At 57.7% G+C, this 24,652-nt stretch carries 15 protein-coding genes; 5 read left to right on the forward strand and 10 right to left on the reverse strand.

The features are described 5' to 3' along the window. Positions 1 to 3 precede the first annotated feature (3 nt). The 6 genes from ACO6TI_RS14360 to ACO6TI_RS14385 form a co-directional block, all read right to left on the reverse strand. The gene (locus ACO6TI_RS14360; protein ID WP_422385153.1) at positions 4 to 1,845 is read right to left on the reverse strand and encodes an ABC transporter substrate-binding protein; all 1,842 of its coding nucleotides are present in this window, start codon (positions 1,843 to 1,845) and stop codon (positions 4 to 6) included. Between the two features lie 87 nt (positions 1,846 to 1,932). Continuing rightward, positions 1,933 to 2,949, reverse strand: coding sequence for a translation-associated GTPase (locus ACO6TI_RS14365; protein ID WP_422385154.1), 1,017 nt, complete (start codon positions 2,947 to 2,949; stop codon positions 1,933 to 1,935). 11 nt (positions 2,950 to 2,960) lie between these two features. Beyond that, a complete protein-coding gene (locus ACO6TI_RS14370; protein ID WP_196877761.1) occupies positions 2,961 to 3,851 on the reverse strand; it encodes a TIGR01459 family HAD-type hydrolase in 891 nt (296 codons plus the stop codon). Further along, positions 3,848 to 5,257, reverse strand: a complete 1,410-nt coding sequence (locus tag ACO6TI_RS14375; protein WP_422385155.1) for an aminotransferase class I/II-fold pyridoxal phosphate-dependent enzyme — start codon at positions 5,255 to 5,257, stop codon at positions 3,848 to 3,850. Before ACO6TI_RS14375 ends, ACO6TI_RS14370 begins: the two co-directional genes overlap by 4 nt. Positions 5,258 to 5,380: 123 nt before the next feature. Beyond that, positions 5,381 to 6,517, reverse strand: coding sequence for a hypothetical protein (locus tag ACO6TI_RS14380; RefSeq protein ID WP_422385156.1), 1,137 nt, complete (start codon positions 6,515 to 6,517; stop codon positions 5,381 to 5,383). A gap of 758 nt (positions 6,518 to 7,275) precedes the next feature. Continuing rightward, complete coding sequence (locus ACO6TI_RS14385; protein WP_108874472.1) at positions 7,276 to 8,145, reverse strand: LysR family transcriptional regulator; 870 nt, start codon at positions 8,143 to 8,145, stop codon at positions 7,276 to 7,278. 119 nt (positions 8,146 to 8,264) lie between these two features. Between ACO6TI_RS14385 and ACO6TI_RS14390 the strand changes: the two genes are divergently transcribed. The 3 genes from ACO6TI_RS14390 to ACO6TI_RS14400 are packed head-to-tail and all read left to right on the forward strand — an operon-like array spanning position 8,265 to position 10,633. Continuing rightward, positions 8,265 to 9,131, forward strand: coding sequence for a HalD/BesD family halogenase (locus ACO6TI_RS14390; RefSeq protein WP_422385157.1), 867 nt, complete (start codon positions 8,265 to 8,267; stop codon positions 9,129 to 9,131). A gap of 11 nt (positions 9,132 to 9,142) precedes the next feature. Continuing rightward, complete coding sequence (locus ACO6TI_RS14395; protein ID WP_104703321.1) at positions 9,143 to 9,691, forward strand: isochorismatase family protein; 549 nt, start codon at positions 9,143 to 9,145, stop codon at positions 9,689 to 9,691. A 30-nt stretch (positions 9,692 to 9,721) separates the two neighbouring features. Continuing rightward, positions 9,722 to 10,633 (forward strand): NAD(P)-dependent oxidoreductase, encoded by a 912-nt coding sequence (locus ACO6TI_RS14400; RefSeq protein WP_422385158.1) that lies wholly within the window; start codon positions 9,722 to 9,724, stop codon positions 10,631 to 10,633. A gap of 229 nt (positions 10,634 to 10,862) precedes the next feature. Here ACO6TI_RS14400 and ACO6TI_RS14405 read toward each other — a convergent pair whose 3' ends face one another. Further along, entirely contained in the window at positions 10,863 to 11,717 is an 855-nt protein-coding gene (locus ACO6TI_RS14405; RefSeq protein WP_422385159.1) for an EamA family transporter, read from the reverse strand. Positions 11,718 to 11,843: 126 nt separating this feature from the next. Here ACO6TI_RS14405 and gcvA point away from each other — a divergent pair, with 126 nt between their 5' ends. Both gcvA and ACO6TI_RS14415 read left to right on the forward strand, forming a co-directional pair. Next, entirely contained in the window at positions 11,844 to 12,803 is a 960-nt protein-coding gene (gene gcvA, locus ACO6TI_RS14410) for a transcriptional regulator GcvA (RefSeq protein ID WP_196890748.1), read from the forward strand. Continuing rightward, positions 12,800 to 13,027: a hypothetical protein gene (locus tag ACO6TI_RS14415; protein ID WP_422385160.1), complete on the forward strand. Its 228-nt coding sequence runs from the start codon at positions 12,800 to 12,802 to the stop codon at positions 13,025 to 13,027. Before gcvA ends, ACO6TI_RS14415 begins: the two co-directional genes overlap by 4 nt. On the opposite strand, the gene ACO6TI_RS14420 is transcribed toward ACO6TI_RS14415, so the two are convergent. The 3 genes from ACO6TI_RS14420 to ACO6TI_RS14430 all read right to left on the reverse strand — a co-directional run bounded on the left by ACO6TI_RS14420 (position 13,005) and on the right by ACO6TI_RS14430 (position 24,625). Then, positions 13,005 to 21,533, reverse strand: a complete 8,529-nt coding sequence (locus ACO6TI_RS14420) for a LamG-like jellyroll fold domain-containing protein (RefSeq protein WP_422385161.1) — start codon at positions 21,531 to 21,533, stop codon at positions 13,005 to 13,007. The genes ACO6TI_RS14415 and ACO6TI_RS14420 overlap by 23 nt on opposite strands. A 636-nt stretch (positions 21,534 to 22,169) precedes the next feature. Next, a complete protein-coding gene (locus ACO6TI_RS14425; protein WP_422385162.1) occupies positions 22,170 to 23,330 on the reverse strand; it encodes a Gfo/Idh/MocA family protein in 1,161 nt (386 codons plus the stop codon). Positions 23,331 to 23,563: 233 nt separating this feature from the next. Then, positions 23,564 to 24,625, reverse strand: a complete 1,062-nt coding sequence (locus ACO6TI_RS14430; RefSeq protein WP_422385163.1) for a sugar phosphate isomerase/epimerase family protein — start codon at positions 24,623 to 24,625, stop codon at positions 23,564 to 23,566. Positions 24,626 to 24,652: the final 27 nt, after the last annotated feature.

Consider the following 24,652-nt stretch of genomic DNA (forward strand, 5'->3'; position numbering starts at 1 on the left):
AGACTACTCCGCCCAGGTCAGACGATTAAGGCCGAAATCGCGTTCGTAAACGTCGAACGTGAAATTCGATACATTCTTCGAAACCGCATAAACATCGTCATACCAGGTGACCGTCACCATGGGATGTTCCTCATGGATCATCGCGACCATATCGGTACGAAGCTGCGCCAGCTTTTCCGGATCAACCGTTCTTTGATACGTCTCGACCAATGCGTCAAACTCGTCGTTGTTCCAGTTCATGGAACCCCAGAAGCCCCCGCTCTTGTAAAAGTTCTCGCTCAAGGCTCCGATTGGATCGGGAACGTACACGAAGCTGTCTGAAACAATGCCAGCCTCCAGCGTTCCATCGGTGTGCCCGTCCGATATGACGGTCCAGTCGCCCTGTTTCATCGTGACTTCGATGCCGACTTCCTTGAGCATGCTTTGGATCGCAACGCCAATGACGGGAAGCTCCGGGCGCGAGTCATATGTCCGCATTTCAATTTCAAAACGGTCGCCGTCACGGATCAATATGCCGTCATCGCCCTTTGTGAAACCAGCACTGGCCAGCAATTCTGCGGCTTTTGCAGGATCATGGGAAAAAGGCTCGAGCGATGTATCGTGCCATGCGGGCAGGCTGGCCGGGAATAACTGGGATGCCGCCGTGTCTGGATTGCCGACAATGGAGGACGCGATACCTTTGCGGTCAATTGCGTAGCTGATGGCCTGACGCACCTCGACTTCGTCCAGCGGAGCCAGGCCCCCATTGAGCTTGAGTGCCCTAACGCGCGGGATTGCTTGAATTTGCACTTGCACACTGTCCGCGCTTGCAAGCATTTTTGTCGCTGTGACCGGTAAGCTGAACGCAAACTCGACTTCACCCGCTTGGGCCATGGCTTGACGCGCCTGGGCATCGGGAACGAACAGATACTCGACCTTGCCGATCGTCGCCTTCTTGCCCCAGTAATCATCATTCGCCGATAGCTTCAGCATTGTCGGGTCGGAAGCATCGGTAACAGAAAATGGTCCGGTTCCCGCGACGCTGTCGCCTGTCTCATCAGTCAGGTTCGCTGCAGAAACAATCCCGGTGTTCCAGTCCGCCAGAACCGTGGGCAAGATGGAATACGGACGATCAAGCTTAACGACGACTTCGTCACCTTCGAAAGCGATGTTTGTAACTGGGGCGGTTCGCAAGGAGCTTTGCTCCTGGAATTTGGTCAGATTGGCAGCGACTGTCTCCGCGGTTAAAGGGCTGCCATCGTGGAATAAGACACCCGAGCGAATTTTGAACCGCCATTCCGTCAACGTGTCGTTTGGGATCCAGCTTTCGGCGAGCAAACCAACAATTTCGCCGTCGGTAGTCGGCATTGTCAGCGTTTCAACAACACCTGTGCGTGATAGCGCTGTACTGGCGGAAGGGATTAGAGCACCGATCTTCCACGGTGACGCAATACGGATCGTGTCGTCGGCTGGACCTGCATGACCTGGTGCCGCTGTCAACGATATCACTGCACCGGTCACGGCAGCGGCAAGGAAAAAGTGTTTCATCGAATGGGTTTCCTCAGTCTTGCAAAGATAAAAAATCAACGCAATGGACGCCCTGGATAGACGTCGCCAATTTTCAGGAAACGCTCTACGGGAGTTGTAACCGCGCGATTGTCTTGGTTTTTTGGGAAGGCTGGCTGGACCTGTCGAGATCACTGCTTGCATGCGTAAATTAACCGATGGCTTCGGTAATGTAAATGGAGCGGTGTACTGCTGTTGGTTGATCAGAGATGGAATTCCAGGACGCCCATGCGCATGAATAACCAAGTTGCCAAAATCGGTTGTTGTTGGTGATCGGCAGGCACGCCCAAACTGCTTCAAGCGATGGTGTTGCCGGTGGAACCGGTTTGTTCACGCCAGTTCGTTTCAGGTAGAACAACGTCTTTCACATCCGCAAGATCGCATTGATCAATGCCGATTGGTTTCGGTTGCTTCTGGTGCTGTTTCGCGATGCGGGTGTCTGACCGTTTCCTTGCGCGAGCGCGCAATGAGCACGCTCAGGGAACCAAACGTCATGACGCTGCCCCAGAAGACTGTCATATGCGTTGAATGACTTGGAGCGAGCCATCCGAACGAGACGGCGAGCGTCTCCATTGCAAAGGTCAAAAAAGGCAGTCCGGCCATGGCGGCAATGTATTTTTCTGTCCGAACATGGTGGATCGCTTTCAGCGCCAGAAACAGTGATGGCCCCCGCAACACGACGCCAACCAAGGTCGCTGAAATCCACAAGGCTGGATTGAACACCTCCGAAGGATCTGTCATCCGGGTAAGTGTTTCGGGAATTCCAGACCGAAGGTCAGGCAACCACTGTGCGACGAAGCCAAAACCTGTTGCCAGGATCAGCATGACAAAGGCACTTGCAAGAAGCATGATGCCGGTAAGGCGGGCGCGTTGGCGCGTATCACTGGTTTGGTTCAGCGGATGAAATTCTGCGATTAGCGTCGATGCGACGACGCAAAGCTCTGACAAGATCATCAGAACAATGGCCGGATTTCGCCAGCCGTCATCCAGGCTTCCGGCAAGAAACACGAACCCGAAAAAGACAGCGCAGTGGCCGGGCAACTCGATCCGGGATGGTTGACGAGACAAGATCAGCCAAAGCACAGCCAGGCTGATTGGAACTGACACGATGCCCAGGAACGCTGCATTATACGTCGATGTATAGGTCAGTGCAGCGGTGAAGAAGGCGGCGGTGGCCACCCGCAGTCCACCGTAAAGCCAGGTAAACGGGTCACTCAACGCATCGGCAAAGCCTTTGCCGCGACCTGCAATGGCAATCAGGAAAATGCCGCCGGCCATCATCTGAATGAGTGTGAACAACCAGGGGTCGACAGGCCATGCGAATAGGATAACGCGGCTGGTCACAAGCAGCAGTGCCCAGCTGGCAAGCGAGGCACCAAGGACCAGAAAAGACGCGATACTCATTATCCGGACATCTACCAGTCGAGTGCTGTTGCGACATAGTCGGGGACCGGGGGTGATCCGGCGTATTTTCGTTCGACCAACCCTTCTGTTTCCTGCAATCCGTGGATGCCTGTCTTCACCAAAACAGAATTGAGACCCTGTCGATTGGCGCCCGCAATATCGGTTTCCAACCCATCACCGATCGCGAGGATGCGGGCGCGCGTCAATGATGGCCGTAACTGTTGGAGCTTGTTGATGCATGCATGGTAGATTGCAGGTTCTGGTTTGCCAAACTGAAGGACGCGCCCGCCAAGATATTGATAACGCTCCGCGAGCGCTCCGGCGCATGGCACAGTCTTCGCGCCGATCCTTACGATACGATCAGGATTGGCACAGATGAAAGGCAAATCCCTCTTAAGCCACTCGACCAGGAGGCGGTCGTGCGCCTCAACCGAATTTAGTGTCTCCAGCATGCCGGTGCACACGATGGCAGTCGCCTCTTTGAGACTACGGCACTCTTGCACACCGGATTGAGCCAGAATTGTCCGGTCACGGTCTGGACCAATATAGAGTACCCCGCCGTCGCCGGTTTGTCCTTCTGCCCTCCATCGCCCGGACTTCAAGGCGAGATGGCATGCCTCACCTGCGGTAAGGAGCACATCATAACAGTCAACATCAATTCCGAGACCTGTAAGGTGGCGTGCAAGTGCATGAGATCGTCTTGCGGTGTTTGACAGCAGTGCGACCGGGCCTATCGCTCGTAGATGCCTGAGCGCATCAACAGCAGCGGGAAAGGCTGAAACCCCGTCACAAACAACGCCCCAGACGTCTACGATAAAGGCGTCAAAATGTGGAGCGATCAAATCGACGCCAGCGTGCACGGAGCCAGCGGCAGCAGAGTTCGAAACAGAAAACTTGTTCATGTGCCACCTTCATGCACGGTGGCCTGATCGTGGTTTTTTTCCCTTGGACCGACGACCTTTAAGATTGCGGGCAGCATCCGCTCAATCATTGCCTCTTGGATCATTGTTCTGCCGTGTAAGAACATCTGGTTGACTGGAGCCTCCGGCGCGTTGTTTCCGTTCGAGAAAGATGTGGCTGCAATCGGAAGGGCGCTCTCCTTGCGAAGATGGCTGCGAACCCCATCCACAACGGCACGGCACTCTGTTTCAGAGGAATAGAAATAGGTTTCCGACAATCCTACCGAGGCGAAACAGATCCTTATCTCGCATCCGTCGAGTCCGCTCGAGAAGGCGGGTGAAACAGCGACCCGTGCCTCGCTCAAAAAGAACCGTGTGACGTCGACATTGTTGCGGATCTTGCCTCCCGACCAATGACACCCCTTGAGCGCATCGCAAGACAGAAGCAGGGAGTGACCGGCTCGTGGGCGATGGACGAGCCTAAATCCCGGGAAGTTAGGTGCGTGTCGGTGGAGTTCAGTGTTCCAATGTGCAATGCAGTCCTGAATCAACTTCACTCTGCGTAGACATTCCTTTGCGTTTTCATTGAGGAATTTGCGATCATCATCCAGCGCCGCCAGGGCCATTATTTTGTTCAATCGCGGTACCGAGATGATCGTGCTGACGGAATACCGCCGCATCTCCTCGATCAGTTGCCTGGGGCCGCAAGCCCAGCCAATTCTTATATTTGCAAGGTTGTGTGATTTGGAAACACCGCCCAAAGTTACAACGCGATCAGTCATGCCGTCTTGTGCCGCCAAATACGCGGCGGGTGGAGAACCAGGGAACTCTGTGGAGGCAAAAACGTGATCCGCCAATACGATGAGGTCGTTGTCCGCAATGAACCGGGCCAGATCAGATAACTCTGCCGATGAGTAAAGGCCTCCAGTCTGCGTCGGATTGAACAAGAACAACCCCCGCGGCTTACGTTGGCGGCCTGTCGCCACGTTTTGCTCAAACCAGGCTTCAAGGGCTGGAACTGTCAGCTTGTAGGCTTCATGAGGCGACGTCGGTACGCAGACCAGTTCGGCCCCAAAACACGAGCACCAATCCGGCAACGAATGATAGTAGGTCGGCGCTGCCAGGAACACGTCACCTTGTTCTGCCGCACAATGCAGGAAAGCACCGAACAGTCGTGTTGTGCCGCATTCGATGCAAATATTGTCTGCGCTCTCCGCCGGAATGCCTGCTTGTCTGAAATTCTGCGAAACGCGGTCTTCCAGGGCCTCGAACCGCTGAAGAAACAGATAGTCGTCAAAAGCACACAATGCCGGGTCGAGCAGTGCCTCAACACCGGCACGCAGCGCTCCTGGAGGCGGGCGGCGTGTCCCGTCCCCATGGGCGAGCGAGATCACTCCCGCGTCAAACATCCCCGGATGAATCTTCCGGCCTTGCTCGTCTGTCCCGGCCAGGGCCAGGCGACAGTCTTTTAGTCGGTCCAATGGAGTGCTTTCGCACTCTTGTCGCGGCGAAACCATCCATTGCCCCATAATTCAGTGCACCAAACCGTTTCGCTCAAGGAAGTGCTGATATCGTCCGCTCAGGTCCTTGGCGACTTCGTGAACATCAGCAAGCCGTAGTTCGTCACACTGATGGCCGAAAAGGTCGTACATGGCAGCCATCTGCTCCTCGGCGAACCGGACGTTGCCGTGCTTGTCGATACTCTCTATGCCGTCATGGATCTGGCCGGTTTCATTGACGCTTACCGCTTCGTCCAGCGAAATGTTCTGCGGCAAGGATACCTCGCACTCCGCTTTGCTGATCCAAACAGGATAGCCACCAGGTAGTCCGTTGGGACCGGGTGCGTGAACAAGCGTTCTCGTGCGACCTTGCAGGGCCTCAAGCACCGCAACCGCCGAAGACGCCGTCACAGGTTGTCCTTCGACACCGCCGGTTCTGCGATGGCGCTCGGTTAGCGACCTGAAAACCGCATTTTGATCTAAACTGCGGGTGACGTCCGTGCCGTTGACTGAAGCGTGAAAAAAGACCGGTGCTCCATCAGGGTGACCAAGGCGTGACAAGCGATAGCTGACATAGTGATGCCCGCAAATGCGCACATCCACATCCTGCACTCTGGCATTGAGCTGTTCTGCGACCGCCAGGCGCAGGGCAGGGACGACATTCGCGATATTGCCGATACCAACGGTGGGTCCGAGCCCATTACGTGCCAAAACAGGATTGACTGCATCCGGGAACGCTGCATTCACGACAATTGCATCGTTCTCGCATTGCCGGAGGGCCTCCATCAGGGAAAGAGTGGGGGACAGGTGCATTGGAAGCCAGGGGCCGAAGCGCGTTTCGGCAACCTTGCTCCTTACTTCGTCCGGCAAAGTGGTGACCACCCACCACGACTGCATTGAAGCGGTGTTGAATATGACGGCGGGGGATACCTTGGATATCGAAGCTGCCGTTTGATGGATGTTGTCAAGGTCCAGATGTATAGCTTCGATGTCTACATCGTAGCCAATATTCAAAGCATGTTGTTGCAGTGTATTTGCTTTTCGACTCGCCCGTTCTATGTCGCGAGATCCTATGACGATCTTTTTGTATCGTGTGCCATGACTTAGGATGTAAAGAACATGACCAGCAAGAACACCATTGCCGACGATCAAAAGTGTCTCTTCGCGCATCCGAGCCTCTCTTTCGATTTGGGGGATATACACGCATAGGTAATTAATTGTTGAGTAATAAAGTCATATTTACTGCGATGGTCAAGAGAATTTTCTCTCGTCAAAGGCGAAATTTATAAACTATTGATTTCATTTGGTTTATTTATAAAAGTAAGTCATTTTTATCGTTTTGATCGTAAGTTTCACAGTTTTATCAATTTTTACGTGTGCAAACTGTTGCGCCGAGATTTGCAGATACGACATCTGTGATCGAGGTGTTGCTAAATAAGCTCTACTTAAGGTTTGGCTCGGTATTTCGGAGGGATGGCCTTGGTCATGAAAAGGGTTTTTTGGCATCAGGATGCAAACTTTCTTCAACGAGGATGCTCCTGTGACCGCGACTGGTCCGCACCCTGACAGAGCGCGAGCGACTACCTGCTAAAAGAAGCTTGAGCTCAATCAGACTGAGTGACTGCAGAATGCTCAGTGGAGCTGGTCCTGCAATGAGCGTGAAACTCTACTCGGAAAACCCGCAACAGCAGATTTCTTCAGATCCAAGAAATTCACCCTGATCCCAACGGACGTCGGCTTTCGGGGGTCATGTTCTGACGCATGGAATATCGGAGTTGGTGACGCGAAGCCGCCGCTTGTTCCAATTGCAGAAATTGTCAGATTTGAGCTCAGTGTGACCGATGCTGCCGGTTGAATCAACTTCCTGGCAAGACCGTGATCAGGCCTTGCCAAGCATATTACGTTTGCTCGATTATTGAATGCCGACTTCAAAAGCAGGTTTTCAACCAGTCACAGAAGGCTGTGGAGACCTGGGAGCCTGCCGAACGGATTTTGCGTTGCAGGAAGTAGTGGGCCTGACCTGTATCAACCGGGTCACCGACAATTCTAATCTGGCGACCGGTCGCGATGGCCTGCTGCGCAAAACGGTCGATCATGATGGTGCAGCCGTTCTCGGCGGCCACTAGTTCGCAGGCGGCAACCGAGGTATCGACGACGAGGCGTGAGGATATGTCTGCATACGGAAGGCCATGGGACGACAGATAACGCGCCCAATGGTCGTCGAATCCCAGCACGTGGATGGTGTTGCAGGTCATGAGATCCTTGGGCATTTCGATCTTTTTTGCAGTGTGAAGACCGCAAACCGGTACGATGTATTCATCTGACAGCTTGACCATGCGCGTGTCGGATTGGGATTGCGCGGCCAGCAGGATGTCGACGTCCACCGGATGCCCTTCTCGGTCGTTCTGCCAAAGCGATGTGACGAGTTTTATCCCGATGCTCGGATTAGCTTTCTGAAAGGACGCAAGTTGCGGAGACAGCCAGATGATCATGGCCGCAGACGCCCGTACGACTATTGTTGTTTCTTGTGCCGGCCCGAACAGCCCGTTTGTGGAAAATGCGATGTGCTCCAACGAGTCCCGAACCGAAACCAAATAGGCTCGACCGATTTCCGTCAGTTGCAGGCTTTTGGCCTTACGAATGAACAGGTTCTGCCCAAGCTGACCTTCCAATGCCTTGATGTGCTGGCTGACAGCCGTTTGTGTCAACCCTAGCTCTCGACTGGCGGCGGTAAAGCTCAGGTGACGTGCGGCGGCTTCAAAGGTCCGCAGCCAATTGAGATTGAGATTGCCCTTCATCGCTTACTCATAAGTTTTTTATGTGCATGGAGGCAAATTCTTTCGTTTTTCTTCATCTCATTCGGCGGCTACACAGGAGTAACCCGAGGCGAAGACGGCCGGACGCAAAGGAGCAAGCTATGCCGGAGATCAATCGAGACCCAAATGCCGACATGGTTTTGAGCCTTGTGGACCTGGTGCGCTATCCCATCGCGGACCTGGAAAGAGGCAAAGGCGCTGCGTTTCTGAAGGCCTGTCAGGACCAGATGGAGGAGCACGGGTGGTGCAATCTGGACGGGTTCGTCCGCCCCGAGGCCCTGGAAGCTTTGGCCGGGGAATCCAACGCTTTGTTGCCGTGCGCCGAGGTTTTGACCATCAAGCGCAACATCTATCAAGGCGCGATTGATCCGACGCTGCCCAAAGATGACCCGCGCCGGAAGGAATATACACATGTGGCGACGCAACTGGCGGATGATCAACTGCCGGGTGACACGCTCATTCAACGGCTCTATCAGTCCGAGATTCTGACTGATTTCGTTCGCCGTGTGCAAAAGAAAGAGGTGCTCCATCGCTGTGCCGATGAATTCCAGGCGCTGAATGTCGTCGCCCTGCACCCCGGCAGTTGGCATGCCTGGCACTACGATACGACGGAATGCACCGTGACGCTGCTGCTGCAAGCGGCTGAAACCGGGGGTGAATTCGCTTTTCTGCCGAACTCGCGCACCGCTGAAACCGAAGACCGCGAGGCTGTGGATCGGTTGCTTGCCGGTGATATGTCCCATGCAAAGACATTCGGTCGTAGCGCCGGCACATTCACTCTGTTTCGCGGCGGCTACTCTTTGCACGGGGTGACCGAGGTCGAAGGGGCGATCCCGCGCGTCACTGCCATCATGACCTACGACGAACAAGAAGGCCGAGTGATCAGCGACGACATCAACATGCGCATCTATGGCGATCGCGTCAAAAAGATCCTCGCGGATCGCGCAGCTACCAGCATCAACGCATAAAGGACCAAGCCATGAAAACCGCTCTTCTCGTCATTGATGTACAAATGGCGCTGGCCCACGAGGATGCCACCGGTGCCGTACGGTCTTGCCCGGAGGCCGCTGACAATATCGGTCGGCTTTTGGACCAGTTCCGCACGAAGGGTGACAAAGTCATCCATGTACATCACCACGGTCTTGACCCGGAGGATCCTTTTCACGTCGATGCACCAGGTGCGGCAGTCCAGCCTTTTGCAGCACCACGGGGTGACGAGGCCGTGATCATCAAACACGTCTCCAGCGCCTTTGCGGGAACCTCGCTTGAGGCGGATCTGCGTGCTGAAAATATTGAGCGCGTGGTCATCTGCGGGGCCACGGCCAATCACTGCGCTGAATCCGCCGCACGCTCGGCAAGCAGTCTGGGCTTTGAGATGGTCTATGCCTCCGACGCGGTCTGGGCCTACGAGGCGATTGGGCCGGATGGCGTAAGCCACAGCGCCGAGCAGATACACTCTGTCACGCTTGCAAACCTGCATGGTGAGTTCGGTGCGGTACACTCCACCGACACCATCCTGAACGCCTAGGAAAAACACATAAACCTGAGGACGGCGCACATGCGGATTGGATTTATCGGGCTTGGCACCATGGGCGGACCGGCTGCCTTGAACCTGATCAGGGGAGGGCATGAACTCACTGTCTGCGATCTTGATCCAAAGCGGGCGGAGGAGCATCTCTCCCTTGGCGCAACCTGGGCGGATAGCCCGGCGGCAACTGCGCAAGGTGCGGAATTGGTGTTCACCATGGTCTTTGGACCCAGGCAGATCGAGCAGGTGGTAGGCGGAGATCACGGGCTGCTGTCCGCCATGTCCGCCGGTCAGGTCTGGGTGGATATGACGACCAACAAACCCGCCTATGTGCGCGAGCTCGCAGCCACTTTCGCAGAGATTGGCGTGCAGGTGATCGATGCACCGGTCACAGGGGCCGTGGACGGCGCGCGCGCTGGAAATATGACCCAGTTTGCAGGCGGCGACGAAGCGACGGTTGCGCGTATTCGTCCCGTGATGGAGTTGATGGGGCCGCTTCACTACATGGGTGCCAACGGCAGCGGGTCCATCACGAAACTGGCGAGCAACCAGCTTTGGGCCATCCATGCGACGGCCATGGGCGAAGCCCTTGTGATGGCGGTGAAATCCGGCGTCGAACTGTCCCGAGCATGGGACGCGCTCAAGATCGGTGCCAGCGAAAGCTGGTGCATGCACCACGATGCCCCCTCCGTTTTTGCCGGGCACTACGATCCATCCTTCACCCTCGATCTGTGCAAAAAGGATCTGGGCTTGATCGTTGAAGCCTGCAACGACGCAGACACCGCCGCTCCGGCGACACGGCTGGTCTACGCGCAATTTGAAGCGGCGCGCGAAAAATACGGCGGTGACAAGGGCGAACTGCATGTGGTGAAACTTGAAGAAGACGCTGCAGGCGTTTCTCTGCGTCTCGATGGGGATTGGGTTCCACATTGGGAAAAATAGAACGACGGCTTTCTTTTGGCGTGCTTTCCAGAAGTCGGGCACAACACTTCGCTCCGGTCTCAGGTCATGGTGATCTGTTCATGGACAGGAAGGACCATGTAACGCAGATCCGGCAATCACCGGATCATTTGAGCGATGACGAACCGTCGATTGGAATGCAATTGTCAGCCGGTTTCTGCGAATGTGTATTGCCGGCTGTAGCATCCAGATCAAAGCAGCGTCAGCGGCGTCATCGATAGACAGAAATCACAACAATCCCCAATGCCAGAAGGGAAGCTGCAACGAAGCGCCGAGTCATGGCACCTTCTCGTAAGAACATTCCTCCCAAGGCGACGGAAATTGGTATCGAAGCCTGTCGCAACGATGTCACCACCGCGACATCTCCGCCAAGTTGGTAGGCGACAAGGATCAGGTAGTACGAGAGGTAGCAAAGAACACCTGGTAGCAGGACATAGATCGGTGAAAACGAGAATGTCGCATCTGACTGCAAGCGCGTGATGGAGCGTTTTCTGAGCCATAGAATCAGAAAAAACGGCAATACCGCGCTATCGACAGTAAACGCCAGCACCTGTGGTGCGATATGTTGCATGACATGGGCATCGGCAAGTGAGTAGATGCCGGTGCCGCACAATGCCAGCAAGGCATAAAGAAGTGTAACCGGATCATCAAGATAGTGGCTGCCGCGTCGGTATAGAAGTAGAAAACTGCCGGCAACGACCAAGCTGATGCCAAATAAAGTGAGCAACGAATAGGATTTTCCAAACAGCAAGATACTGGCTGCTACGACGAAAACAGGTGATGCGCGGATGATCGGATAGTATGTGGACAGATCGCCACGCGTTAAGGTCGCGGTCAGGCATGTTCCATAGATCAACTGGCCACATACAGACAGTGCAACGACGGGCAATACTGTAAACACCGTGGAAAAATCCACCCCTGCAATCAGACCATGAATGAGCGAGCATGCCGCGGCCACTGCCATGAGCAGGAGAAACCCGAGCTGTGGATCGGCATTTTTTTTGACAAGTAAATTCCAGATGGGGTGGAGCGTTGCAGATGCGAGTACGAGAAATACGATACTCAAGCCAATTTACCCTCCGAAATTCCAAATTCAGCTTTGTGAATTCAGTTCATGTAGAGATGGTAAAATAGTTGGCAGAAGTGACCTGTACAAAAGAATTGTCTTCATATTCTTCATGAGCTAACGTTCATGTTGATCATGTCCAGTCACCTGCCGCCACTTGCAGCGCTGCGCGCGCTTGAAGCTGCTGCCCGTCATCGCAGCTTTACCCGTGCTGCGGACGAGTTGAACGTGACACAAAGCGCAATCAGTCATCAGATCCGCAACCTGGAAAGCCTCTGGGGGCACAAGCTTTTTGAGCGTGGTACGCGACCACTCACCCTGAGCAAGTGCGGCGCGGAAATCGTGCCGATTGCACGTGACTTCTTCGGAAAATTGTCAGCCACGCTTGAGAGCTTCAGTGTTGAGGATCTGCCGGGTCCTCTGAAGATAAGCACGCTGGAATCCTTTGCCCTAACCTGGCTGGTACCGCGGCTCGGTGACTTCCATGAACACTATCCCGAAATCGACGTGTGGATTTCGACCAAGGACGATCTGATTGATTTCTCGGTTGAGGACGTTGATCTGGGGATCAGATTTGGCAATGGAAACTACCCTGGTCTGCACAGCAGTCTCTTGTTTCATGAATATGTTTTTCCTGTCTGCAGCACGCAACTGTTGAACCGATTGGGCGTGCCTGAACACCCTATCGATCTGGCACGATTCCCGCTGCTGCAGGTAAATGACGACGCAATGAGTTCGCAATGGGAAACCTGGATCTCCGCCGCGGGCGTGCCGGAATTGCCGCTTGACGAAGGGTCACGGTTTCCCAACACGAACATGGCGTTGCAAGCGGCTGTCGCAGGGCAGGGGGTTGCGCTTGCCCGCAGTGCGCATGTGGACAGCGGCCTGAGCGCGGCAGGTCTGACGCGATTGTTTGACGTCCATTGTCCCGCAACCTCAGCTTATTATCTGGTCTGCCCGGACGGAGCTCAATCCCGCCCGCGCATCGCCGCGTTTCTGGGCTGGATTGAAGCTGAAGCAGCGCGGTCGCAACAACGTTACGAGATGGAAATGACATCCATGAAGAGCGCGCGGTCAGGCAGTTGACCCGGCTGAAAAACCGCATGCGTCTTGCGAGCGGATTCTTCTCCTTTGATTGGTTCATCGTTGAATTGCTGTCTTTCCTTCATGCGAACAACGTCTGCCGCGGATCAACAGCATCAAAACAAAAGTTCTGGTTGTTGACCCACGGTCAGGTTCCAGGAACCGTTCAAATGAACCCGGTTGAATGGAGATTATTGCGCTTCTTCAAACAAACAATCCGTCGCTGATCCGCTCCTGGTCAAGCTGCTGGTTCAAGACGGTGAAGTCCGAGATCACTCCGTCGAAGTGATCGTTGGTCCAGCCGATTTCACCGGAGGGGCTGCCCCAGCCGTTTGCGCCGATCATCAGGTATTCCTCGTTATCAAGCCAATCGGCTTCAAACTCGTCATCCCTGGCGACTGCGACACCGTCGATAAAGAGAGCTGCACCATCATCACCGAAGGTGAAGGCGAATTCGTGTTCCTTGCCGACTTCAAAGACATCTTCACCTTTCAGCCACAGGGATTGGTTTTCGTCCTGGAAGCGAACCTTGACGTCACCGCATCCGGTGACCCAGGCGGTCAGATGGCCGCCGGTTCCATAGCCGCTGGCGTCCTTGGAAAAGAGCGCGTCGTAACCTGAAACCGTGTCTGCCTTGAAGGAAAACGCGATCGTTCCCTCGGAAATCTCCATTGCATCCGTATGAGCAATTGCGATCTGTCCGTCCCGGTTGCCCTCCAGATTCAGATCCCCCGCAATGGCAAAGACGGGTGTCATGCCTTCGGGGAGGGGGAGGTCATCCTGTGACGGGATGTCTGCGGGTGGTTCGATATCTCCCCTGTCTGTTCCCATCTCGATGGGTTTGATGGCCTCGTCGATATCTGCGATCGAGCGGACGATGCCATAGGCGGGCTTGGCGGTCGTGGAGATGTCGGAGAGCGTGATCAGGTCGCCATAGACGGTGATGGTGCCCAGGTCGTCGTTGTTGTGGGCCCCGCCGCCCGATCCCTGGTCGGAGTAGAGGGAGATCAGGGAGTGATCGACGATGCCGTCGCCGTTTGTGTCTCCATAGGAGATGGATCTGATCTTGGTGGTATGTCCCTCGATCAGGATGGTGTCGCCTTCGCCCCTGTTGAAGTCGGTGATGACGTCGTTGCCGATGACATCGACCCAGTGGTCGTGGATGTTCTCGTTCTCGCCTGCGACGCCGTGCCAGCGGATGGTGCCGTCATCTTGTGTGTGTTCTTCCAGGAAGCGTGCCTTGGCGTTGATGAGGGTCTGGAAGTAGAAGGTGTCTGCGCCGTCGCCGCCTGTCATGACATCGTCGGCATGCAGCGGCTGGTCCGGATAGAGCTTGCCGCCGGTGAGCTCGTTATAGGGATCGCCCTCGTCGCGGTCGGCGTCATAGGCAACGGCGCCCTCGCGTCCGTCGGACTGCGAGATCAGGAGGTCGTTGCCGGCCCCGCCGTTGAGGATGTCCTCGCCGTGCCCTCCGTCGAGCACGTCGTTGCCGTCGCCTCCATTGAGGATGTCGTTGCCGTAGGATCCCTGGAGGATGTCGTTGCCGTCATTGCCGTTGACGGTATCGTCGCCCAGGCCCGCATTGATGGCATCGTCGCCGCTGGTTCCCTCGATGGTCTCGCCGGCATCGGTGCCTTCGGAATAGGTCGCTCCGGAGGTCATCTGGCCCATGTGGTTGAAGCCGTAGGCCATGGCGAGGGCCTTTGCCTCGTCGGAGCCGTGATGGAGCTGCTGGAAGGCGGGCATCAGGTCGTCCTGTGCCATGGCGGCCAGGGCGTCCGCCTCGAAGGCCGGGTCGACGGCACCGGCAAGCGCTGCCATGTCTTCGCCCTCGACCTGTTCACCGAAGACCATGACGTCTGCGATGGTGCCGTTGAACTGCTGGTGGGCGGTGTGGCCGTCGTCTGAGCGCCAGGCTCCGGAGGCTCCGACAAGGAAGGAGCGCTCGTTCATGTCCATGCCCTGCTTCATCTCCGGCTCGGACGCCCAGAGCTTGCCGTTGACAAAGACATTGAGCCCGTCCTCGCCGAAGGAGACGGCCAGGTGATAGTCGGTGTCCTGGCTGATCATCAGATCGGGCACCTTGAGGTATTCGGTGCTGTCGTCGGTCTGCTGGCGGACATAGATCCGTCCGTCCTTGAGCCAGACGGTGAGGTGGCCGCCATCGTCATAGCCGCTGCCGTCCTTGGAAAACAGCGCCTGGCTTCCCCAGACATGGTCGGCATTGAAGGTCATGGCGATGGTGCCGGCCGCCAGCGACAGCGCCGCCGCATTGCCCGCATCAAGATAATCGCCCTTCTCTCCGGAGAACTCCGTCTCCCCCGCAATGGCAAAGACGGGTGTCATGCCTTCGGGGAGGGGGAGGTCATCCTGTGACGGGATGTCTGCGGGTGGTTCGATGCCTCCCCTGTCTGTCCCCATCTCGATGGGTTTGATGGCCTCGTCGATATCTGCGATCGAGCGGACGATGCCATAGGCGGGCTTGGCGGTCGTGGAGATGTCGGAGAGCGTGATCAGGTCGCCATAGACGGTGATGGTGCCCAGGTCGTCGTTGTTGTGGGCCCCGCCGCCCGATCCCTGGTCGGAGTAGAGGGAGATCAGGGAGTGATCGACGATGCCGTCGCCGTTTGTGTCTCCATAGGAGATGGATCTGATCTTGGTGGTATGTCCCTCGATCAGGATGGTGTCGCCTTCGCCCCTGTTGAAGTCGGTGATGACGTCGTTGCCGATGACATCGACCCAGTGGTCGTGGATGTTCTCGTTCTCGCCTGCGACGCCGTGCCAGCGGATGGTGCCGTCATCTTGTGTGTGTTCTTCCAGGAAGCGTGCCTTGGCGTTGATGAGGGTCTGGAAGTAGAAGGTGTCTGCGCCGTCGCCGCCTGTCATGACATCGTCGGCATGCAGCGGCTGGTCCGGATAGAGCTTGCCGCCGGTGAGCTCGTTATAGGGATCGCCCTCGTCGCGGTCGGCGTCATGGGCAACGGCGCCCTCGCGTCCGTCGGACTGCGAGATCAGGAGGTCGTTGCCGGCCCCGCCGTTGAGGATGTCCTCGCCGTGCCCTCCGTCGAGCACGTCGTTGCCGTCGCCTCCATTGAGGATGTCGTTGCCGTAGGATCCCTGGAGGATGTCGTTGCCGTCATTGCCGTTGACGGTATCGTCGCCCAGGCCCGCATTGATGGCATCGTCGCCGCTGGTTCCCTCGATGGTCTCGCCGGCATCGGTGCCTTCGGAATAGGTCGCTCCGGAGGTCATCTGGCCCATGTGGTTGAAGCCGTAGGCCATGGCGAGGGCCTTTGCCTCGTCGGAGCCGTGATGGAGCTGCTGGAAGGCGGGCATCAGGTCGTCCTGTGCCATGGCGGCCAGGGCGTCCGCCTCGAAGGCCGGGTCGACGGCACCGGCAAGCGCTGCCATGTCTTCGCCCTCGACCTGTTCACCGAAGACCATGACGTCTGCGATGGTGCCGTTGAACTGCTGGTGGGCGGTGTGGCCGTCGTCTGAGCGCCAGGCTCCGGAGGCCCCGACAAGGAAGGAGCGCTCGTTCATGTCCATGCCCTGCTTCATCTCCGGCTCGGACGCCCAGAGCTTGCCGTTGACAAAGACATTGAGCCCGTCCTCGCCGAAGGAGACGGCCAGGTGATAGTCGGTGTCCTGGCTGATCATCAGATCGGGCACCTTGAGGTATTCGGTGCTGTCGTCGGTCTGCTGGCGGACATAGATCCGTCCGTCCTTGAGCCAGACGGTGAGGTGGCCGCCATCGTCATAGCCGCTGCCGTCCTTGGAAAACAGCGCCTGGCTTCCCCAGACATGGTCGGCATTGAAGGTCATGGCGATGGTGCCGGCCGCCAGCGACAGCGCCGCCGCATTGCCCGCATCAAGATAATCGCCCTTCTCTCCGGAGAACTCCGTCTCCCCCGCAATGGCAAAGACGGGTGTCATGCCTTCGGGGAGGGGGAGGTCATCCTGTGACGGGATGTCTGCGGGTGGTTCGATGCCTCCCCTGTCTGTCCCCATCTCGATGGGTTTGATGGCCTCGTCGATATCTGCGATCGAGCGGACGATGCCATAGGCGGGCTTGGCGGTCGTGGAGATGTCGGAGAGCGTGATCAGGTCGCCATAGACGGTGATGGTGCCCAGGTCGTCGTTGTTGTGGGCCCCGCCGCCCGATCCCTGGTCGGAGTAGAGGGAGATCAGGGAGTGATCGACGATGCCGTCGCCGTTTGTGTCTCCATAGGAGATGGATCTGATCTTGGTGGTATGTCCCTCGATCAGGATGGTGTCGCCTTCGCCCCTGTTGAAGTCGGTGATGACGTCGTTGCCGATGACATCGACCCAGTGGTCGTGGATGTTCTCGTTCTCGCCTGCGACGCCGTGCCAGCGGATGGTGCCGTCATCTTGTGTGTGTTCTTCCAGGAAGCGTGCCTTGGCGTTGATGAGGGTCTGGAAGTAGAAGGTGTCTGCGCCGTCGCCGCCTGTCATGACATCGTCGGCATGCAGCGGCTGGTCCGGATAGAGCTTGCCGCCGGTGAGCTCGTTATAGGGATCGCCCTCGTCGCGGTCGGCGTCATAGGCAACGGCGCCCTCGCGTCCGTCGGACTGCGAGATCAGGAGGTCGTTGCCGGCCCCGCCGTTGAGGATGTCCTCGCCGTGCCCTCCGTCGAGCACGTCGTTGCCGTCGCCTCCATTGAGGATGTCGTTGCCGTAGGATCCCTGGAGGATGTCGTTGCCGTCATTGCCGTTGACGGTATCGTCGCCCAGGCCCGCATTGATGGCATCGTCGCCGCTGGTTCCCTCGATGGTCTCGCCGGCATCGGTGCCTTCGGAATAGGTCGCTCCGGAGGTCATCTGGCCCATGTGGTTGAAGCCGTAGGCCATGGCGAGGGCCTTTGCCTCGTCGGAGCCGTGATGGAGCTGCTGGAAGGCGGGCATCAGGTCGTCCTGTGCCATGGCGGCCAGGGCGTCCGCCTCGAAGGCCGGGTCGACGGCACCGGCAAGCGCTGCCATGTCTTCGCCCTCGACCTGTTCACCGAAGACCATGACGTCTGCGATGGTGCCGTTGAACTGCTGGTGGGCGGTGTGGCCGTCGTCTGAGCGCCAGGCTCCGGAGGCTCCGACAAGGAAGGAGCGCTCGTTCATGTCCATGCCCTGCTTCATCTCCGGCTCGGACGCCCAGAGCTTGCCGTTGACAAAGACATTGAGCCCGTCCTCGCCGAAGGAGACGGCCAGGTGATAGTCGGTGTCCTGGCTGATCATCAGATCGGGCACCTTGAGGTATTCGGTGCTGTCGTCGGTCTGCTGGCGGACATAGATCCGTCCGTCCTTGAGCCAGACGGTGAGGTGGCCGCCATCGTCATAGCCGCTGCCGTCCTTGGAAAACAGCGCCTGGCTTCCCCAGACATGGTCGGCATTGAAGGTCATGGCGATGGTGCCGGCCGCCAGCGACAGCGCCGCCGCATTGCCCGCATCAAGATAATCGCCCTTCTCTCCGGAGAACTCCGTCTCCCCCGCAATGGCAAAGACGGGTGTCATGCCTTCGGGGAGGGGGAGGTCATCCTGTGACGGGATGTCTGCGGGTGGTTCGATGCCTCCCCTGTCTGTCCCCATCTCGATGGGTTTGATGGCCTCGTCGATATCTGCGATCGAGCGGACGATGCCATAGGCGGGCTTGGCGGTCGTGGAGATGTCGGAGAGCGTGATCAGGTCGCCATAGACGGTGATGGTGCCCAGGTCGTCGTTGTTGTGGGCCCCGCCGCCCGATCCCTGGTCGGAGTAGAGGGAGATCAGGGAGTGATCGACGATGCCGTCGCCGTTTGTGTCTCCATAGGAGATGGATCTGATCTTGGTGGTATGTCCCTCGATCAGGATGGTGTCGCCTTCGCCCCTGTTGAAGTCGGTGATGACGTCGTTGCCGATGACATCGACCCAGTGGTCGTGGATGTTCTCGTTCTCGCCTGCGACGCCGTGCCAGCGGATGGTGCCGTCATCTTGTGTGTGTTCTTCCAGGAAGCGTGCCTTGGCGTTGATGAGGGTCTGGAAGTAGAAGGTGTCTGCGCCGTCGCCGCCTGTCATGACATCGTCGGCATGCAGCGGCTGGTCCGGATAGAGCTTGCCGCCGGTGAGCTCGTTATAGGGATCGCCCTCGTCGCGGTCGGCGTCATGGGCAACGGCGCCCTCGCGTCCGTCGGACTGCGAGATCAGGAGGTCGTTGCCGGCCCCGCCGTTGAGGATGTCCTCGCCGTGCCCTCCGTCGAGCACGTCGTTGCCGTCGCCTCCATTGAGGATGTCGTTGCCGTAGGATCCCTGGAGGATGTCGTTGCCGTCATTGCCGTTGACGGTATCGTCGCCCAGGCCCGCATTGATGGCATCGTCGCCGCTGGTTCCCTCGATGGTCTCGCCGGCATCGGTGCCTTCGGAATAGGTCGCTCCGGAGGTCATCTGGCCCATGTGGTTGAAGCCGTAGGCCATGGCGAGGGCCTTTGCCTCGTCGGAGCCGTGATGGAGCTGCTGGAAGGCGGGCATCAGGTCGTCCTGTGCCATGGCGGCCAGGGCGTCCGCCTCGAAGGCCGGGTCGACGGCACCGGCAAGCGCTGCCATGTCTTCGCCCTCGACCTGTTCACCGAAGACCATGACGTCTGCGATGGTGCCGTTGAACTGCTGGTGGGCGGTGTGGCCGTCGTCTGAGCGCCAGGCTCCGGAGGCCCCGACAAGGAAGGAGCGCTCGTTCATGTCCATGCCCTGCTTCATCTCCGGCTCGGACGCCCAGAGCTTGCCGTTGACAAAGACATTGAGCCCGTCCTCGCCGAAGGAGACGGCCAGGTGATAGTCGGTGTCCTGGCTGATCATCAGATCGGGCACCTTGAGGTATTCGGTGCTGTCGTCGGTCTGCTGGCGGACATAGATCCGTCCGTCCTTGAGCCAGACGGTGAGGTGGCCGCCATCGTCATAGCCGCTGCCGTCCTTGGAAAACAGCGCCTGGCTTCCCCAGACATGGTCGGCATTGAAGGTCATGGCGATGGTGCCGGCCGCCAGCGACAGCGCCGCCGCATTGCCCGCATCAAGATAATCGCCCTTCTCTCCGGAGAACTCCGTCTCCCCCGCAATGGCAAAGACGGGTGTCATGCCTTCGGGGAGGGGGAGGTCATCCTGTGACGGGATGTCTGCGGGTGGTTCGATGCCTCCCCTGTCTGTCCCCATCTCGATGGGTTTGATGGCCTCGTCGATATCTGCGATCGAGCGGACGATGCCATAGGCGGGCTTGGCGGTCGTGGAGATGTCGGAGAGCGTGATCAGGTCGCCATAGACGGTGATGGTGCCCAGGTCGTCGTTGTTGTGGGCCCCGCCGCCCGATCCCTGGTCGGAGTAGAGGGAGATCAGGGAGTGATCGACGATGCCGTCGCCGTTTGTGTCTCCATAGGAGATGGATCTGATCTTGGTGGTATGTCCCTCGATCAGGATGGTGTCGCCTTCGCCCCTGTTGAAGTCGGTGATGACGTCGTTGCCGATGACATCGACCCAGTGGTCGTGGATGTTCTCGTTCTCGCCTGCGACGCCGTGCCAGCGGATGGTGCCGTCATCTTGTGTGTGTTCTTCCAGGAAGCGTGCCTTGGCGTTGATGAGGGTCTGGAAGTAGAAGGTGTCTGCGCCGTCGCCGCCTGTCATGACATCGTCGGCATGCAGCGGCTGGTCCGGATAGAGCTTGCCGCCGGTGAGCTCGTTATAGGGATCGCCCTCGTCGCGGTCGGCGTCATGGGCAACGGCGCCCTCGCGTCCGTCGGACTGCGAGATCAGGAGGTCGTTGCCGGCCCCGCCGTTGAGGATGTCCTCGCCGTGCCCTCCGTCGAGCACGTCGTTGCCGTCGCCGCCATTGAGGATGTCGTTGCCGTAGGATCCCTGGAGGATGTCGTTGCCGTCATTGCCGTTGACGGTATCGTCGCCCAGGCCCGCATTGATGGCATCGTCGCCGCTGGTTCCCTCGATGGTCTCGCCGGCATCTGTGCCTTCGGAATAGGTCGCTCCGGAGGTCATCTGGCCCATGTGGTTGAAGCCGTAGGCCATGGCGAGGGCCTTTGCCTCGTCGGAGCCGTGATGGAGCTGCTGGAAGGCAGGCATCAGGTCGTCCTGTGCCATGGCGGCCAGGGCGTCCGCCTCGAAGGCCGGGTCGACGGCACCGGCAAGCGCTGCCATGTCTTCGCCCTCGACCTGTTCACCGAAGACCATGACGTCTGCGATGGTGCCGTTGAACTGCTGGTGGGCGGTGTGGCCGTCGTCTGAGCGCCAGGCTCCGGAGGCTCCGACCAGGAAGGAGCGCTCGTTCATGTCCATGCCCTGCTTCATCTCCGGCTCGGACGCCCAGAGCTTGCCGTTGACAAAGACATTGAGCCCGTCCTCGCCGAAGGAGACGGCCAGGTGATAGTCGGTGTCCTGGCTGATCATCAGATCGGGCACCTTGAGGTATTCGGTGCTGTCGTCGGTCTGCTGGCGGACATAGATCCGTCCGTCCTTGAGCCAGACGGTGAGGTGGCCGCCATCGTCATAGCCGCTGCCGTCCTTGGAAAACAGTGCCTGGCTTCCCCAGACATGGTCGGCATTGAAGGTCATGGCGATGGTGCCGGCCGCCAGCGACAGTGCCGCCGCATTGCCCGCATCAAGATAATCGCCCTTCTCTCCGGAGAACTCCGTCTCCCCCGCAATGGCAAAGACGGGTTCGGACAATGCGGTTGACGTGGTCGACTTCATGCTTGGTACCCCCTGGTCAGGCCAGTTCAGCCTGATAAGCCGAAGTTTCTCGGCATTTATACTTATGTGTCCAAGCGATTAATTTCGGTGAGTCGTTGTTGTGCCTTAAATGTATTCGCGACAATTTGACGAAAAATCGGAGCAAATAAGACGAAAAAAATACGATATTTGGATGATAATTTGATTGGAGTAAGTCAAGTAAATGTCAAATTTTACTCAAAAGTGCGAAATGCATGATTTTTATCATTAATTTGAATCTCTAGGATTCCTTGAGTTACCATTTGGCGAGTATTTGTTATTTAAATTACTCTTAATCCAGTGGCGCCGTTGCTGATGCAGGCGTAAATCTTCTCTTCAGCGTCTTTTTCACAAAGTTAAGCTGCGAAAATCAAAAAAAGGTTGTGGGTGGGTTGCAATCTGCAAATGGTGAGGACGACATCAATTCCCTGCAAGAGGCGGACGGAACCTGAATGTGTATCGGGCTCGTTTTTTGCGTGTCCGGGCGAGAATGCCGCGATTGCCGAGCGGACAATCAAGGCTGCGCATTGGTCCTGAGACCAACGCGCAGCTGTTTTGAATGGTCTTTGGCTTCCGCAGAGACGACCGCCATCGCTTCGGAAGGCCCGTGAGACTGCTTTAGCCGTTCAATTTTACCCAGGCCGCATTCCGGGCCGAGGATCTCACGCAGGCGTCGACGAACTGCACACCTGCAAGGCCGTCGCTGATCCCCGGGACGAGTGACGCAATTTCATTGCCTGCCTGGTGCGCGCGGATTACATCGGCTGCGTCCTTGTAGAGATTTGCAAAGCCCTCCAGGTAGCCCTCCGGATGTCCGGGAGGGATCCGGGTTGCCGGCGCGATGCTGTCTGACATTCCGGCCCCGCCACGGGTGACGATCCTCTTTGGTTCCCCGAACGGCGTGACATGGAGATAGTTCGGATTTTCCTGATGCCACTCCAGGCCGCCCTTGTCGCCATAGACCCTGATCTTGAGATTGTTCTCGTTTCCCGGCGCCACCTGCGAGCACCAGAGCATGCCCCGCGCACCGCTGGCATATCTCAACATGACGTGCCCGTTATCGTCGACCTGACGTCCGGGAACGAAGGACTGCAGATCGGCGGCAAGGCTTTCTGCAGACTGGCCGGTAATGAAACAGGCCAGATTGTAGGCATGCGTGCCAATGTCGCCTGTTGAACCACCGGCACCGGAGCGGGCCGGGTCCGTGCGCCAGTCGGCCTGCTTGTTGCTCTGTTCGACTGTCAGCCAGTCCTGCGGATATTCCACCTGGACCACCCGGATCGTGCCGAGATCACCGTTGTGAACCATCTCCCGCGCCTGCCGGACCATCGGATAGCCGGTGTAATTGTGCGTCAGGAAAAAGAGCGCGTCTGAATTGTCCGCCGCCTTTGCAAGTTTTCTGGCATCGGCGAGTGTCGACGTCAGCGGCTTGTCGCAGATGACATGGATACCTCTTTTCAGAAATGCCTTGGCTGCCGGATAGTGAACGTGGTTCGGCGTGACAATGGCGACCGCTTCTATGCCGTTCTTCAGCCGGGCTTCGCGTTTGGCCATCGCCTCGAAATCGGCATAAATCCTGTCTTCGTCGAGGCCCAGGGCACGACCGGACTCCTCGGCTTTCGCCGGAGTTGACGAAAGCGCGCCTGCGACCAGTTCGTAGCGACCGTCAATGCGCGAGGCAATCCGGTGCACCGCTCCGATAAAGGCGTCCTTGCCGCCACCGACCATGCCGAGACGGATCGGACGCGTCTGCGGGTTGTCTTTACCTTCTATGGCCATATCGCTCCTCCTGTTTGCACCAGCGGTCTCGGGGTGCAGTACTGTAATCGATTACATTCCTATAGAGAAACCCGGTCCGATGGAAGCACCTGAAAGCCGTTTCGAACAAAAGCTTTCTGTTTCCCGGGCGCGTGGCCCGTCCTCAGGGTGAACCCACCTGCCATCTTCAGAACGGTACCGTGTTTTTCCGGCCGTCATCTGGCGCGACCGGGCGTCTGGGTGTTCTTGAACTGTCAATCCCGGTCGAGCCCCAGCATTTTCCGATTGGCTGCGTCATCAGAACCACCGTCGGCAAAGTCGTCAAACGCCTTTTCGGTGACACGGATGATGTGATCGCCGACAAATTGCGCACCTTCCCGGGCGCCGTCCTCCGGATGCTTCAGGCAGCACTCCCATTCGACGACAGCCCAGCCGTCGAAATCATTCGCGGCCATTTTGGAAAAAACAGCGGCAAAATCGACCTGACCGTCGCCGAGAGAGCGGAATCTGCCGGCCCGGTTCACCCAGGACTGATAACCGCCATAGACGCCCTGTCGACCGGTCGGGTTGAATTCGGCGTCCTTGACGTGGAACATGCCGATCCGGTCCCTGTAGATGTCGATATTGTCGAGATAGTCCAGGCATTGAAGCACATAGTGTGACGGATCGTAGAGCATCTTGCAGCGCGTGTGGCCGTTCAGGCGTTCCAGAAACATCTCGAATGTGATGCCATCATGGAGATCTTCGCCTGGATGAATTTCATAACACACGTCGACGCCCATTTCGTCGGCATAGTCGAGGATCGGGCGCCAGCGTCTGGCCAGTTCGTCAAAGGCCGTTTCGACCAGACCTGCTGGACGCTGCGGCCAGGGATAGAGGTAAGGCCAGGCCAGGGCGCCGGAGAAAGTGGCGTGCGCGGATATGCCGAGATTGCGGCTGGCTGCAAGTGCAAGCTTGACTTGATCGACTGCCCATGCCTGACGGGCTGCAGGATTTCCACGAACTTCCGCTGCCGCGAACCCGTCAAAGGCAGTATCGTAAGCCGGATGCACGGCGACAAGTTGCCCTTGTAGATGGGTGGAGAGTTCGGTGATCTCGATGCCGTTCTCCCTGGCGATGCCGGCAAGTTCCTGGCAGTAGGTCATTGAACTGGCGGCTCTGGCGAGATCGATCAGCCGCCCGTCCCAGCTCGGAACCTGAACGCCGCGGTAACCGCAATCGGCTGCCCATTTGGTGATCGAGTCCCAGGAATCAAACGGTGCCTCGTCTCCCGCGAACTGGGCAAGAAACAGGGCGGGGCCCTTTATGGTCTTCATGGCTCTTCTCCGAAACTGGGGCCAGGT

The organism is Roseibium album (genome assembly GCF_965233825.1).
Classification (GTDB): domain Bacteria; phylum Pseudomonadota; class Alphaproteobacteria; order Rhizobiales; family Stappiaceae; genus Roseibium; species Roseibium album.

Bases quoted from the DNA above. Each gene is read 5' to 3' on its own strand.
- ACO6TI_RS14365 (WP_422385154.1), bottom strand. From the start codon at position 2,949: ATGAGTATCGCGTCTTTTCTGGTCCTTGGTGCCTCGCTTGCCAGCTGG.
- ACO6TI_RS14370 (WP_196877761.1), bottom strand. From the start codon at position 3,851: ATGAACAAGTTTTCTGTTTCGAACTCTGCTGCCGCTGGCTCCGTGCAC.
- ACO6TI_RS14375 (WP_422385155.1), bottom strand. From the start codon at position 5,257: ATGTTTGACGCGGGAGTGATCTCGCTCGCCCATGGGGACGGGACACGC.
- ACO6TI_RS14380 (WP_422385156.1), bottom strand. From the start codon at position 6,517: ATGCGCGAAGAGACACTTTTGATCGTCGGCAATGGTGTTCTTGCTGGT.
- ACO6TI_RS14385 (WP_108874472.1), bottom strand. From the start codon at position 8,145: ATGAAGGGCAATCTCAATCTCAATTGGCTGCGGACCTTTGAAGCCGCC.
- ACO6TI_RS14390 (WP_422385157.1), top strand. From the start codon at position 8,265: ATGCCGGAGATCAATCGAGACCCAAATGCCGACATGGTTTTGAGCCTT.
- ACO6TI_RS14395 (WP_104703321.1), top strand. From the start codon at position 9,143: ATGAAAACCGCTCTTCTCGTCATTGATGTACAAATGGCGCTGGCCCAC.
- ACO6TI_RS14400 (WP_422385158.1), top strand. From the start codon at position 9,722: ATGCGGATTGGATTTATCGGGCTTGGCACCATGGGCGGACCGGCTGCC.
- gcvA (WP_196890748.1), top strand. From the start codon at position 11,844: ATGTTGATCATGTCCAGTCACCTGCCGCCACTTGCAGCGCTGCGCGCG.
- ACO6TI_RS14420 (WP_422385161.1), bottom strand. From the start codon at position 21,533: ATGAAGTCGACCACGTCAACCGCATTGTCCGAACCCGTCTTTGCCATT.
- ACO6TI_RS14425 (WP_422385162.1), bottom strand. From the start codon at position 23,330: ATGGCCATAGAAGGTAAAGACAACCCGCAGACGCGTCCGATCCGTCTC.
- ACO6TI_RS14430 (WP_422385163.1), bottom strand. From the start codon at position 24,625: ATGAAGACCATAAAGGGCCCCGCCCTGTTTCTTGCCCAGTTCGCGGGA.